This window comes from Tahibacter aquaticus (genome assembly GCF_004363655.1).
Taxonomy (GTDB): Bacteria; Pseudomonadota; Gammaproteobacteria; order Xanthomonadales; family Rhodanobacteraceae; genus Tahibacter; species Tahibacter aquaticus.
Map to the genome: position 1 here is coordinate 365297 of NZ_SNZH01000005.1, position 13112 is coordinate 378408.

General features: G+C 67.2%; 11 protein-coding genes. 3 read left to right on the forward strand and 8 right to left on the reverse strand.

Going from position 1 to position 13112, the window contains the following annotated elements; translation table 11 throughout:
- Window positions 1-101: 101 nt before the first annotated feature.
- The 6 genes from DFR29_RS10675 to DFR29_RS10700 form a co-directional block, all read right to left on the reverse strand.
- Window positions 102-1850, reverse strand: a complete 1749-nt coding sequence (locus tag DFR29_RS10675; protein WP_133818572.1) for a glycosyl hydrolase family 18 protein — start codon at window positions 1848-1850, stop codon at window positions 102-104.
- Between the two features lie 356 nt (window positions 1851-2206).
- Window positions 2207-2674, reverse strand: coding sequence for a tRNA adenosine(34) deaminase TadA (gene tadA / locus DFR29_RS10680; protein WP_133818573.1), 468 nt, complete (start codon window positions 2672-2674; stop codon window positions 2207-2209).
- 86 nt (window positions 2675-2760) lie between these two features.
- A complete protein-coding gene (locus DFR29_RS10685) occupies window positions 2761-3450 on the reverse strand; it encodes a spermine/spermidine synthase domain-containing protein (protein ID WP_133818574.1) in 690 nt (229 codons plus the stop codon).
- Window positions 3451-3674: 224 nt separating this feature from the next.
- Window positions 3675-4763, reverse strand: coding sequence for a TIGR03032 family protein (locus tag DFR29_RS10690; RefSeq protein WP_133818575.1), 1089 nt, complete (start codon window positions 4761-4763; stop codon window positions 3675-3677).
- Between the two features lie 7 nt (window positions 4764-4770).
- On the reverse strand, window positions 4771-6615 hold the full coding sequence (locus DFR29_RS10695) for a choice-of-anchor Q domain-containing protein (protein WP_133818576.1): 1845 nt from the start codon (window positions 6613-6615) through the stop codon (window positions 4771-4773).
- Between the two features lie 143 nt (window positions 6616-6758).
- A complete protein-coding gene (locus DFR29_RS10700) occupies window positions 6759-9281 on the reverse strand; it encodes a winged helix-turn-helix domain-containing protein (RefSeq protein WP_133818577.1) in 2523 nt (840 codons plus the stop codon).
- A gap of 324 nt (window positions 9282-9605) precedes the next feature.
- On the opposite strand from DFR29_RS10700, the gene DFR29_RS10705 reads away from it, so the two are divergent.
- From DFR29_RS10705 to DFR29_RS10715, 3 genes are all read left to right on the forward strand, one after another.
- Window positions 9606-10586: an NAD-dependent epimerase/dehydratase family protein gene (locus DFR29_RS10705; RefSeq protein WP_133818578.1), complete on the forward strand. Its 981-nt coding sequence runs from the start codon at window positions 9606-9608 to the stop codon at window positions 10584-10586.
- Window positions 10587-10784: 198 nt separating this feature from the next.
- Window positions 10785-11084, forward strand: a complete 300-nt coding sequence (locus tag DFR29_RS10710; RefSeq protein WP_133818579.1) for a hypothetical protein — start codon at window positions 10785-10787, stop codon at window positions 11082-11084.
- A complete protein-coding gene (locus DFR29_RS10715; RefSeq protein WP_208113563.1) occupies window positions 11084-11527 on the forward strand; it encodes a PIN domain-containing protein in 444 nt (147 codons plus the stop codon). Before DFR29_RS10710 ends, DFR29_RS10715 begins: the two co-directional genes overlap by 1 nt.
- 20 nt (window positions 11528-11547) lie before the next feature.
- Here the strand turns inward: DFR29_RS10715 and DFR29_RS10720 are convergent, their stop codons facing one another.
- Both DFR29_RS10720 and DFR29_RS10725 read right to left on the reverse strand, forming a co-directional pair.
- Window positions 11548-12360, reverse strand: coding sequence for a dienelactone hydrolase family protein (locus DFR29_RS10720; RefSeq protein WP_208113564.1), 813 nt, complete (start codon window positions 12358-12360; stop codon window positions 11548-11550).
- Between the two features lie 441 nt (window positions 12361-12801).
- Complete coding sequence (locus DFR29_RS10725; protein ID WP_133818582.1) at window positions 12802-13059, reverse strand: hypothetical protein; 258 nt, start codon at window positions 13057-13059, stop codon at window positions 12802-12804.
- Window positions 13060-13112 lie beyond the last annotated feature (53 nt).

A 13112-nucleotide genomic window follows, 5' to 3' on the forward strand; every position in this document is an offset into this window, starting at 1 on the left:
CAAGTGCCGGTCACTGCAAGCGTTGTGGAAAATGCGTCATGGCCTGCGCTCTGGCGCAGAACTGTAGCGGCCGCGGTGCGCCCACGGCCGCGCCGCGGCGTTTATGGCGTGTGCACCTGAAAATCGTCGGCAAACAAGCTGTCGGCGTTGGCGCTGCCATGGCCCAGCCCTTCGTGCATGGCATTGAGGATGCGGCCGTTGTCGGCATCGATCTCCCAGCCGAACACGCCGGCCAGACCGTTGCTGCGCGCAAATTGCCCCTTGGCCCTGGCCGAGCGCGAGCTTTCGAAGGAAATCAGCTTGCCCGCTGACGCATTCCACACCCAGGCTGCTTCTGCCGTCGCGTCGTAGCCGGCGACATAGCCACCGGCCCCGCTGCCGTTTTCACCGCCGAGAAAAGCGCTTTCGATCTGGCGATAGTCGAATACGCCGTTTTCCCAGGTGCCGGGGCTCGCCGCGCCGGCGGCAGTGCCGCTGAATGGATTGCCGTTCTGCACGCCGCTCAGGCCTTGCCAGCCACGCCCGTACATGGCCACGCCCAACACGAGCTTGGCCGCGGGCACACCGGCTGCGCGCAGGTTGGCAATGGTCGCGCTGCCGTTCCAGCCCGGAGCGGTGAGACCCGGTGCTTCACGCAGGCCCGCCTGGTGGCCGAGTACGTTGTTCCAGCCGCCGTAGTAGTCGTAGCTCATGGCGAACACCAGGTCGAGCTTCTGCGCCGCAACGGCATAGTCGACCGCGGCGATCTTGGCCGGCGCTGCACCGACCGCTGCGGTCAGCAGGTACTGGCGGTTGTTCTGTGCACCCAGCGCATCCAGCGCCGTGCGCAGCTCCGTCAGCAGGGCGTTGTAACCGGCACGATCCGTCGCCGCACCGAGCAAGTCGTTGGCACCGCCGCCACCCGGATATTCCCAGTCCAGGTCGATACCATCGAAAAAGGTATACGTTTGCAGAAACTGGATGGCCGAGTTGATGAAGGTGGTGCGCCGGGCCGGATCGTTGGCCAGGTGGTAGAAGGGATCGGACAAGGTCCAGCCACCGATCGACGGCAGTATCTTCAGGCCGGGCTGCGCTGCCTTGGCGCGGATCAGCTGGCCGAAATTGCCGCGGATCGGCGTGGTCGAGGTATCGCCCGGATAGCTGGTGTCCAGCGCGGCGTTGCGGTCGTGGATGGTGACGGTGTAATCAGGCTGGTCGGCACACTCCTGCATCAGCGCCTGATAACCCTGCGGATTGGCAGCAAGCAGCGAATCGTTGGGACCGCAGATGGCGATGAAGGCGTAGATGATGTGGCTCAGGTTGGACGTGGGCATCTTGCGCACGGGAAAGGCGCGGCCGTAGATGCCCCATTCGACGAAATACGCCGCAACCACCGCATTCGTGCTGTTGGCGTAGGGGCGGTTGTGTTCCAGCAGCGGCGCCGGCCAGGTCAGGCCGTCGCTGCCGCCGCTGCTGCCGCCGACTGTCACGCTGCGCGGGGCGCTGGCGGTGCACTGCTCGCTGGCACCACTGCCGTTGCACAGGTCGACGACAAAGCTGTAATTGCCGGCGGCGGCGAGATTCAGCGTATGCGTGGCGTGCTGGGCGTTCTGTCCGTTCGGCGTGAGTGCGGCCGTGTGCACGACGGTGCCGTTCTGCTTCAATTTCCAGCGGTTGCCGTTGTTGCCCCACCACATATCCCAGCTGACCGTCACACTGGCGCTGCCATTGTTCAGCGGTACGCTTTCCGGCATCCAGGCAATGGTCGGCGCCGGTGGCGCCTGGGCCAGTGCGTTGGCCGACTGCAGACCCACCACCGCGACCAGCACTGGGGCAAACAGGCGTGCACGCGAAAGCAATAGCGACTTCATCGGAAGGGTCTCCTCGGCAATACGGAAATAACCAGAATTAACAACAAAGAAAATTGTTCAATACTTGGCAAGAGCAACCGCAGCGTCGAACGGCCTGGCGTTCTTGCGCCCTGGCACCAGGGCAAATGCCGGGCCGCGACACGGCGACAAATAGCCCTTGATGACAACGTTGTCAAATTCTGATTCAAACATACTTAACCGTCTGTGGCAGCCGTCACTACCCGGCCTGCCACAGTTGGAAAAAAAGTCGGAAACACGCCAATTACCGCACGATCACGTTCGGTAATTCTCCGGGCGAGGACACGATGACAACGATGGACTGGCGACGGCCACAGAGGGCGATCGCTGGCGGCCGCTCAGCGGCGCTTGCGGAAGAACACCCGCAGCAGTTCCGCCGCAGTCTCGGCCTCGACGCCGCCGAGCACCTCGATGCGGTGGTTGTGCCGGTCCGACAGCAGCGTGTCGAATACGCTGCCGGCCGCGCCGGTCTTGGGATCGCTGGCGCCGTAGACGACACGGGCGACCCGCGCATGCACCAGCGCCATGGAACACATGGCGCAAGGCTCCAGGGTGACGTACAGCGTGGCACCCGGAAAGCGGTAGTTGCCCAGGCGCTGGCCGGCATCGCGCAGTGCCTGGATTTCCGCATGCGCGCTGGGATCGTTCAGGCCGATATTGCGGTTGCAGCCTTCGCCGACGATGTGGCCGTCCTGCACCAGCAGCGCACCGACCGGCACCTCGCCGTATTCCGCCTCCGCATGGCGCGCGAGTTCCAGAGCGCGGTGCATGAAGGCGGTATCGATGAGGGCGGAATCGTCGGACATGCGTAATCGTCTGCGCGGCAAGGGCACGCATCATAGCGAAACAGGCCGGTACAGGTAGGTCGGGCACTGCCGCAGGTGCACCCCGCCTAGCCGTCATCGGCCTCGCTGTCGGATTGCGCCTGCGACCTGCGCAAGCTGCCGTCCGGGTCGTGCGCGGCGCGTATGCGCAGCGCCGCCGGCACAAGCTGGGCCCAGCCGGCACGGTCGACTGCAGCGGGGCGGCGGATTTCGCCGATGCGCCGCTGCAGGCGGCGGCCGGCGAAGACGACGCAGTTGCCGCCGTCCTCGTCGAGCACGCACAGCACGCAACCCTCGAAGACGCGGCAGACATTGGCCAGGAAGGCATCGCGGCCCGCGTCGTTGCTGTCGACATTCACCACCAGCATGCCGTCGGCGCGCAGGGCCTTGCGGCAGGCGGTAACGAAACTGCGGCTGCGCAGTCGGGCCGGCATGCCGGATTCGTCGTAGCCGTCGAGCAGGATGGCGTCGAAGGCATCCGTTTCGCTTTTTATAAAATTAACGCCATCGCCCAGGTGGATGCGGCAGCGGCGGTCGTCGCGTGGCAGGGCGAAGGCATCGCGCAGCGCGATCACGCGGGCATCGCGCTCGACCGCTTCGCAGCGCGAGCCGGCCACATGGCGGTGACAGAACTTCAACAGCGAACCGCCGCCCAGGCCGATCAGCCCTATGCGCCGCGGCCGCGGCAGGAACAGCAGGAAACCCATCATCAGGCAGGTGTAGTCGAATACGAGCAGGCCGGGATCGCGCAGCAGCATGCGGCTTTGCACCCGCGCCGGGCCGAAATGCAGCGAGCGCAGACCCGCGGCGTCGACAACGTAAGGTGCCTGATCCCCTGCCCGCCTGGCCACTGAGTTGCCGCTCCCTGTGCTGGTCGTTGCGCGCTATCCACAGGCCGTCGCGCCGACGACCTGCCTGCCGCCCTCTTCCCCGCCGTGTGGTTAGCGCCGGCGGGGCAGCCATCTTAGCCAAGCGGCAGTGGCTACGGGTGGCTCGCGACATCGCGCAGCGCCGCGTCGGGCAAGGCATAGGCCGAGGCGAGCAGCTCGCCCTCGTACACCACTTCGGGAAACTGCACGCCGCATAGCGCCTGTACCGCGAAAATCTCGCGCACGCCGCCGGTAAAGGTGAGGAATGCCAGCGTCTCGCCGCTGTGCACATTCACCGCCCATATGCCCGAGCGGCGCTCGGCATTCTGCTCGGTCAGGGGAATATCGGTGAAGGCATTGCTTTCGCGCAGCTGCGACAGGCCGATCAGCGCGACCGGACCGATGAAATCCAGGCCGCGGGCAAAACCCGGCACACGCGCAATATCGGTCTTGGCGCCGCTGAGCGGATCGATGCTCACCAGCGCGCCGCGGCCGGATTCCAGCAGCCAAAGCCGCCCGCCGTGCCAGCGCGGCGAATGCGGCATGCTCAGGCCGGCGGCAACGATGCGGTTCTGCTGAATGTCGATCAGCACTCCGCCATCGCGCTTGTTGGCGCGCCAGCCCTGCAGGCTGTTGCTCTGGCCTAGAGCGGTGACGTAGCGCGGCTCGCCGTCGCGCATGCCCAGGCCGTTGAGATGGCAACGGTCCTCCGCGGCGAGGTGGCTGACGAACCAGGGCCGCCAGCGCGGTACGAAGCTGGACGATTCGTCCTGCGTGCACAGGCAGGAAAACAGCGTGTTGACGAACCACAGGCGGCCGCTGCCGTCGAAAGCCATCTCGTGGATGTCGATCGCGCCGGTGACATGGCGCCGGCGCAGCAGATAGGCCGCATCGTGTACCGCATCGCCGCCGAGTTTCGCCGCCAACGCCGGCATATTGTGGAATTCCACAATTTCCGAATGCGTGCCCAGCGCGATGCGGCCGCGGTCGGCGGCCAGGCCCATCGGCCTGGCGAAGCCACGGAAATGCGTGTTCACGCGCGCGCCCTCGGCACGCAGCAGCACCAGCTTGCCGGCCTGGTAGGTGCTGACCAGCACACTGGCTGAAAGCTCGCGCAGCAGCACCGGAAAACTCGCGGTATGCACGCTTGCCAGCGCCTCGGCGGCCAGCGCGGCATCGTTTGTCGGCGCTGCAGCGCGCATCTGCGCCTCAGCCCTCGAACGCGTCGGCGAAAACGCGATCGGTATTCGGCTGTTCCTCGTAGGCGCCAATATCCGGCGTGCCGAAGGCGCGTACGAACGGCCAGCCGCGTGTGTCGTAGAGCACATTCAGCGTATTGCTGCCGGCATTCAGCGCCGGGCTGGCACTGGCGAAGGCATGTACGCGGGTGCGTACCATGCCTTCGCTGAAGACCAGCGGCAGCAGCAGCGGATCGGCAGCCAGCGTGTCGGCGGGCAATTCGCCGGGCAGGCCCGGCGCATTCGGCACGATGTTTTTCGCACCGCTGATCACGTCGGGGAAGGTCCAGACGTTGTTGGCCGCGCCGGCGGTGGCATTGTTGGCGATGATGCTGCTCTGCAGGTCGACGCTATAGGTATAGCTGTCGGCGCTGATGCCGGCGCCGCGCTCGCCGGCGTTGTTGAAGGCGATGGTGCTGTTGCGCACGTTCAGTTCGGCACCGCTGGAAAACACGCCGCCGCCCTGGTTGGTCGCCGTGTTGCCGGAAATGGTGCTGTTGTCGATTCGGCTGGACTCGGGCGCGTATTCGCCGAACAGCAGGTTGACGCCGGCACCGTCCGAGCCCGAGATATTGCCGGTCACGCTGCTGTCGAGCAGCTGCACGCTGACGCCGAAACCGAGGATGCCGCCACCGCCTTCGTCCAGGCCAGCATCGTTGTGCGCGGTATTGTTCTCGATGCGCGAGCGCTGCACGATCAGCCTGCCCCGCCCCGGCCCGATCAGGCCGCCACCGGCCGAATCGGCCTCGTTGCCGCTGATCACGCTGTCCAGCACCTGTACGTCGTTGCCGCTGCCAAAGAAGCGGAAACCGCCGCCACCGCCGTAGTGGTTGGTCGAACCGACCGTGTTACCGCTGATTTCGCTGTGATCGATGGTAGCCATGCCGACGACGATGCCACCGCCGCCCTGGGGCGCGCAGACGTCGCAAAGCGAGCGGTTGCTATTGCCGCTGATCACGCTCTGCAGCACTTCCAGCTGCACCGGCGTGGTGCCGCTGGCGTTGACGCCTGCGCTGATGCCGCCGCCAAAGCTTTCGTAGCTGTCCGAAGTGACGCTATTGCCGCTGATACGCGCGTTATCGAGCAACAGGTTGCCGTCGCTATGCACTCCGCCGCCCTGGGCAATATTGACGAAGGGGTTGTTGCCGCTGACCAGATGGCTGTGGGCGGTATTGCCGGCGATCTGCGTGCGGGAAATGCGCAGAGTGCCACCGGCGTAGACGCCGCCGCCGAGCACCAGGCCGCGGCCGTCGGCGCGGCTGTCGGCCACGCGCGTGCCGTCGAGGCTGACATCACCCAGGGCTGCAATGGCGCCGCCGCGTACGCCTTCCACGTCGTTGCCGCCTGCACTGCAGCCGGTCACGCTGCCGCCGGTGACGCGCACGCTGCCCTGGGAAAACACGCAGCCACCGCTGTCGGGACTGTGGCCGGCACCAAGGTTGAGGTTGTCGAAACTCAGCCAGCCGGTGCCCGTGTGCTGGAACAGCCGCGACTGCGGCGCGCCACTGACAGCGAAGTTCTGCGCCGCTGCGGCGGCAATGGTCAGATCGGCGATGGCACCGACGTCGATGGTGCCGCTGGTCAGGGCGATGCTACTGCACGCCAGCGCACTGAGATCGACCGTATCGCCGCTGCCCGCCGTCGCGATAACGGCGCGCAGGCTGCCGCTGCCGCTGTCGTTGCAGTTGGCCACCGGCAGGTTCGCCGCCAGCGCCGGTACGGCCGGCACAGCCAGCAGGGCAGCAGCCAGGCACAGGGCCAGCGGGCGACGCGCAGGACGGCGGCGGGTCGAGGGAAAGGCAGTGGTCGGGGACATCGGCGACTCCAGACGGTGACAATGGCCATCGCCAGCGGGCGGCGACGGGACAGGCCACAGCATCGCGTCGGCTCGCCGCACCGGCCATGCCCGTACCGTTCCGTTTCTGTTCGGGCCTTGTTCGCGCCCTGTCCCCGGCGCCGTCACGGCCGGCCTGCCCGCGCCGCGGGCGGCGCGGCGGCAATTCCGCCGGGCACCGCCAGCTCGGGCAAGGGCCGCTCGCCCGCCAGCCGGCGCAGGCGCAGCTGGGCTGCGGCAGCCGCCTCATGCTGGCCCAGGCCGAGATAAAGCCGCCACTGCAGTACGGCGGCATCGAAGTCGGTCTCGGCATGACGCGCCAGCAAACCTACCGGTTCCGCCGCTGCCCGCAGATCGCCGCGGGCGAGCAAATCTGTCGCATAGACCGCTGCGGCCTGGGCCTGGATATCCGGCCTGCTCTGACCATCGGCGCGCTTGCGCGCCTCGGCAAAGGCCGCCCCAGCGTTCTCGTCCTGGCCCCGGGCAGTCGCCACCGCTGCTGCCGCCAGTTCGGCCAGAACCGCCGCTTCCGGCTTGGCCGTCGCGGCCCAGCGGCGCAGGGCCTGCGCCTGTTCCTCGGCCTCGGCCGTGCGCTGCAACTGCAGCAAGGCCTGCACCTGGGCAAGCCAAGCCTGGGCACGCTGGCGTGCCAGCTCCAGCGGCAGCAGTGCTGCCTGCGCTTGCTGCGCCAGCAGCAGCGCGCTGTTGGCCTGTCCGGCGCGCAGTTCCAGCCGCGCCAGTCCGGCCCGGGCCAGCGCCTGTTCCAGCGGCGTGTCTGCTGCATCGGCACCGTGCAGCACCTCGCCAAACAGGCTGCGTGCCTCAGCCAGGCGCCCGTTCGCGGCGAGCGCCTCGGCGCGCTCGTAGGCCAGCCGCTGGCGCAGAGCCGGATCGGCCAGCTGCTGGCGCTGCGCCCAATTCTGCTCGCTGGCCTGCAAGGCCTGCAGCGGCTGCAGCAAAGCCAGCTGTGCTTCCACCTGGTTGACCACGGCCACGGCGAATTCACTGCGCATGCCGAAGCGCTGGAACTGCTGGCCGGCACGCAGCAGGCCGGGCAGTGCTTCGGCCGGGCGGCCCTGCTCCATCGCGAACGCACTTTCGTTGCCGTCGACCATGGCCAGCAGCAGCGGATCGCCGACCGTGCCCAGCACCACGCGCGCATGGGAAAAATCCACTAATGCCAATTCGCGGCGAAGTTCCCGCGCATGGATGATGCCGCGGTGGTTGTACGCACGGCCCAGCGCCAGCGGCTGGTTGCGGCTTTGCAGCAGCTCGATGGCGCCGTTGCAGGCAAGCAGCGCCGGCGCCATGTCGCCGGCACGGGACAAGGCGACGCAGTCGCTTTCCAGCGCACGGCCATGCATCACCGGATCGGTTTCCGCCGGCACGTCGGCCAGCAGTGACTCGCTGCCGCGGCGCGCTGCCGCCAGGTCACCGGCGCGCAGGTCGAGCTGGATCTGGCGCAGGCGCAGTTCCGGCTCGCGCTGCTGCGCCGCGCTGGCCGAGGCCATCAGGGCGCGGGCCTGGTCCATCTGGTCGGACAGGCGTGCCGCATCGACGCGCTGCAGCAGCTCGGCCAGGGAAAGATTCGCCACCTGTGTGGCCTGCTCGACACGGCGTCCGAGCAGGCCCAGCAACTGGTCGGCAACGGCATTGGCCGCAGCGATGGGATTGTCGGCTTCGGCCTGCACTACGCGACGGCTGCCGTCGGCGGCGCTGAGTTCGGCCCGGGCGATCCAGTGGCTGCCGCTACGGCGCAGGGCCGGCTGGATCAGGTGCTGTACCTCGGCGGCACGCCGCAGCGACGCCGCCGCCGCTTCGGCCGTGCTGCCTTCGGGCGCCAGCCGCACCACGCTGTCGCTGGACAGCACCGGCAGGCCGGCCATGCGCAGGCGCGTCGCCATCAGGTCCATCACGCCCAGGCGTAGCCAGGAATCGCTCGCGTCGGCAGCAATTTCCGCCGGCAGGATGGCGCAACTGTCGCCGGGCAGCGGCGTGGCGGCGACGACCAGCGCTGTGGCGTTCGGCGTCGCCGCTGGCGGGCCGTACACACCCGGCCATTGGCGCGCGGCAAAGAACACTGCAGCCAGCACGAGCAGGACTGCGCCAAGCCACCCCAGGTAGCCCGGTCGGCGCGGCCGGATGCCGTCCAGCCCGGAACCGGACGGCGGCGGCCGCGTGGCAGCAGCGCCAGGCAGCGGGTTTTCAGCAACAGGCTCCGCTGTCCCCGCTGCAGCGCCGCGCAGATCCGCTTTTTGTTGCGCCGACGCCGCCATTGGCACCGCTTCGGCCAAGACCGGCTGCGTCGCTGGCTGGTCCGCTGTGGCAATCGCCGCTTCGACCGTGCCGACGAAGTGATAGCCAAAGCGCGGCACCGTGCGCAGCAGCGCCTGGCGTTCCGCGTCGTCGCCGAGGGCACGGCGCGCAGCGAGTATGGCCTTGCCCAGCATGGTGTCGCTGATGCTGGTCCTGGCCCAGACCGCTGCCACCAGTTCGTCGCGGCCGACCGCACGGCCGCGATGCTCGATCAGATAGGCGATGCAGTCGAACACCGTCGGTGACAGCTCGATGCGTTCGCCGCCGCGGCGCAATTCACGCGCCGCGATATCCAGTGTGCAATCGCCGAAGCGCAGAAGTTGCTGAACCATACGCCGAGGTTAGCGGCCACGGTACGGCGGCGAAAGCGCCGCAGCCTGCAGCGCCGCAGATGTTGACGCAGAGCCCTACCGACTTTGGTCGAAGGCGCCGCAGCCGCGACGGGCATGTGCCTGTCCTGTGCATTGCTGCCCTGTGCGGGCCCGCGCCTGCCTGCTAGCTTTTGCCGGCACCTGCTTTCCCGCTACGCCATCGCTACTGCGGTGCAGGCGTACCGTTCAGGCGATGTGGCCAGGCCGTACGCCAGTCCGCCGCAAGCGGCCAGCAACGGCAGGTATGCAGCCGCAGTACAACCCGGATCGATCAGGAAAAGAGCTATGAACGTGTTGGTTACCGGCAGTGCCGGACATCTCGGCGAAGCGCTGATGCGCAGCCTGCGCGCGCGGGGCCTCGAAGCCCGCGGTATCGACCTGCGCGCGTCGGAATTTACCGACAAGGTCGGCTCTATCGTCGATGCCGGTTTCGTCGACCGCTGCATGCACGGCTGCGATGCGGTGATCCATGCCGCCACCTTGCACAAGCCGCACGTGGCGACGCATGCGCGGCAGGAGTTCGTCGACGTCAATATCAGCGGCACGCTCAACGTGCTCGAAGCCTGCGTTGCACACCGCGTCAAGGCACTCGTCTTCACCAGCACCACCAGCACGTTCGGCGCGGCCCTGGTACCGCCGCCCGGCGAGCCGGCAGCCTGGATCAGCGAAGATGTGCGCCCCGTACCGAAGAACATCTACGGCGTGACCAAGATCGCCGCGGAAGACCTGTGCGAACTGTTCCAGCGCAAACAGCACCTGCCCTGCCTGGTACTGCGCACCTCGCGTTTCTTCCCCGAGGAAGACGATAGCGCCGACACGCGCGCCAGCTACGCCGATGCCAACAGCAAGGTGAATGAACTGCTGTACCGCCGCGTCGATATTCAGGACGTGGTCGACGCGCATCTGCTGGCGCTGGACAAGGCGCCGTCGCTGGGTTTCGACAAATTCATCGTCAGCGCGACGCCACCGTTCCAGCCAGCCGACATGGCGCGGCTGCGCAGCGACGCGCCCGGCGTGGTCGAGCAGTACTGCCCCAGCTACGTCGCCGAATACCGCCGCCGCGGCTGGCGCATGCTCCCGAGCCTGGACCGTGTATACAGCAACGCAAAAGCCAGAAAGCTACTCGGCTGGCAGCCGCGCTACGACTTCGCCCACGCGCTGGAACAGTTGCGCCAGGAACAGGACTACCGCAGCCCCCTGACCCATGCCGTCGGCGCCAAGGGCTATCACGCCGAAACGTTCGAGCACGGACCTTATCCGGTCTGAGGCCGCACAGCGGCGAACCGGCTACTTGCCGTAGGCGCGGCAGGATTGCCGTCATGCAGGCAGTGGCGGCTACTCGGCGCTTGCAAGCGTTGCAACCCGCGCCGCTCGACCCTGCCGCGCCCTAGTTTTCCAATTGAACCCGGGCCAATGCCAGGATATATTTCCGGGCATTGGCCAGGTTCGGAACAGGAGGCAACCATGTCGGACTCGCAAAAACGCGCGGTACGCAATTACCGCGCCCGGCTGGGCGAACGCGGACTGGTCCGCTTCGAAGTACTGGGCCTGGAAGCCGATCGGGAACTGATCCGCACGCTGGTGCGCCAGCTGGCCGAGGAAGGTGCGGCCTCGCTACGCCTGCGCGAGGCATTGCACGACGCGATGGCTGCCACCAAGCCGCGCACCGGCGGCATACTGGCGGCCCTGCGCCGCTCGCCGCTGGCCGGCGTCGAATTGAACCTCAAGCGCACGCGCAGCAAAGGCCGCGCCGTCGACCTGTGATGCGCTATCTGCTCGATACCAATATCCTCAGCCACGCGATCAAGCCGCAGCCGTCGCCAGACCTGCTGACCTGGCTCAGCAACCAGCACGATGACGACCTGTACATCGCTGCGCTCACCCTGGCGGAGATCCGGCGCGGCATTCTCAACCTGCCCGCAGGCCGCAAACGCAGCCAGCTGGAACACTGGTTCGCCGGTGCCGAAGGCCCGCCGGCGCTGTTTGCAGGCCGCATCCTCGCCTTCGACGAACGAGCCGCCCTGCTCTGGGCCGAACTCATGCACGAAGGCAAGCGCAGCGGCCGTCCGCGCGACGCGCTGGACATGATGGTGGCCGCCGTCGCTGGCGTACGCGGCTGCATCATCGTGACCGACAACGAACGCGATTTCGCCGGTCTGGAAATCTACAATCCGCTAAAACGGCATTGGCTGCAGGACAGCGACTGAAACCGCTCGCGTCGTGCGCGTCAGCCGCAACCCGGCATAAGCCGCCGTGAAAAATACGCCAGAATTTCATCGCGCGCCGCCAGAGTCGGCTGCCCTGCCGCATCGATGAGATGGGCCGTCAGCACACTGTGCGGACAGGTCACGTAGCGCTGGAAGAAGGGCGGGCTGTCGGGATTCGCCGCGCTGTCGGGCAGCACGCGGGCAATGAAGCGTTCGCCCAGCGCTTCGGCATAGGCAGCAAAGCGTTGCGCGCGACAGAACTGGTCGCCGTCGAAGCGGTAGGCCATGACGGTGAGGTCTTCGCGTTGCAGCCGCTGCCGCAGCGCACAGAACTCCTCTTCGCCGATGCCGGTGGCCGCAGGATCGTCCAGCGGCAGCGAGGGCTGCGCCAGCACCGCTGCCAGCACGGCCGGTTCCAGCATCATGGTCAGGGCGAAATTGCCGGTGAAACACATGCCGATGGCACCAACGCCGGCGCCGCCGCATTCCTCGTGCGCACGCCGCGCCAGCGCGCGCAACCACTGCGTTACCGGACTGGAACCGCCACCGGCAAATGCGCGGAACTCGGCACTGACGCAGGCATGCCGGAACACGGCGGCGCCTTCGTCCGCACTGACCACGGCGCCGTCGCGGCCGAACAGCGAAGGCAGGTATACCGTAAAGCCAGCATCGCGCACCCAGCGGCTGAAACGCGCCACTTGGGGGCTGATACCAGGCATTTCGCTCATGACGATGACCGCCGGCCCGCCGCCACCCACATGGACGCGCTTGCTCACACCGTCGAGTGCGATCTCGCGCGGCGCGAAATCGTCCAGGGGGTCGTCTTCAGTCATGCTACGACGCGTCATATACGTGCCGCTCCGCGGTGATTGCCGTCATTGCGCCACCGGTGCGCCGCCACTGCCGCGGCGGACGTCCTGCTGATGCCGTGCAACATTTTTGCGGTTACCCATTGCCGTGACGAGTGTCGAAAATGACATCGACCACGGTCTTTCCGACAGGAGCATCGCGGGTGCATCCGATGCTCGCCGTGGCCGCACGCGTTGCCGCCAGCGGTCTGGCAAAAGCCGGCACCGCGCCGGCCGCTGTCGCCGGAAGAAACTACCCACGGCGTCGCTTATGCTGAGCTGTCGATGCGAGGCCGGCCGATGCGGCGCGATACAGGCAAGGCAGCGGAGTTATTTCCGGCTGGCGCAGTGAACAGGCTGCAATGGCAATACAGGTCGCAACGACAGCCATGCGAGCAGGCCTTTCCGCGGGCGCAGCTATCGACTTCAGCCGGCAAGCCTGAACGCCGCCGCCATCCGCTCCTGTTCGCGTGGGCGAATCTGCAATTTGCCGGCAATCTTCGGCCACTGTTTCACCACGACCCGGCAGCGCCCGACGATCTCGCCGGCCAGCGATTTCGAGACCCGCAAAAACGCAGCTACCGACAGCGCAAGCTCCAGGGCCTGCGCGTTGTCGACTTCGCTGACATTGAGTTTCAGGCCATGCCGCCCGGTTGCCGGATTCATGTCATCGGCATCGGACACCTGGCACCTCGCACTTGCCACGGCTCGCCAGCCGATTCGCCCCCAGGACCAGC

Bases quoted from the DNA above. Each gene is read 5' to 3' on its own strand.
- DFR29_RS10675 (WP_133818572.1), bottom strand. From the start codon at position 1,850: ATGAAGTCGCTATTGCTTTCGCGTGCACGCCTGTTTGCCCCAGTGCTG.
- tadA (WP_133818573.1), bottom strand. From the start codon at position 2,674: ATGTCCGACGATTCCGCCCTCATCGATACCGCCTTCATGCACCGCGCT.
- DFR29_RS10685 (WP_133818574.1), bottom strand. From the start codon at position 3,450: ATGCTGCTGCGCGATCCCGGCCTGCTCGTATTCGACTACACCTGCCTG.
- DFR29_RS10690 (WP_133818575.1), bottom strand. From the start codon at position 4,763: ATGCGCGCTGCAGCGCCGACAAACGATGCCGCGCTGGCCGCCGAGGCG.
- DFR29_RS10695 (WP_133818576.1), bottom strand. From the start codon at position 6,615: ATGTCCCCGACCACTGCCTTTCCCTCGACCCGCCGCCGTCCTGCGCGT.
- DFR29_RS10700 (WP_133818577.1), bottom strand. From the start codon at position 9,281: ATGGTTCAGCAACTTCTGCGCTTCGGCGATTGCACACTGGATATCGCG.
- DFR29_RS10705 (WP_133818578.1), top strand. From the start codon at position 9,606: ATGAACGTGTTGGTTACCGGCAGTGCCGGACATCTCGGCGAAGCGCTG.
- DFR29_RS10710 (WP_133818579.1), top strand. From the start codon at position 10,785: ATGTCGGACTCGCAAAAACGCGCGGTACGCAATTACCGCGCCCGGCTG.
- DFR29_RS10715 (WP_208113563.1), top strand. From the start codon at position 11,084: ATGCGCTATCTGCTCGATACCAATATCCTCAGCCACGCGATCAAGCCG.
- DFR29_RS10720 (WP_208113564.1), bottom strand. From the start codon at position 12,360: ATGACTGAAGACGACCCCCTGGACGATTTCGCGCCGCGCGAGATCGCA.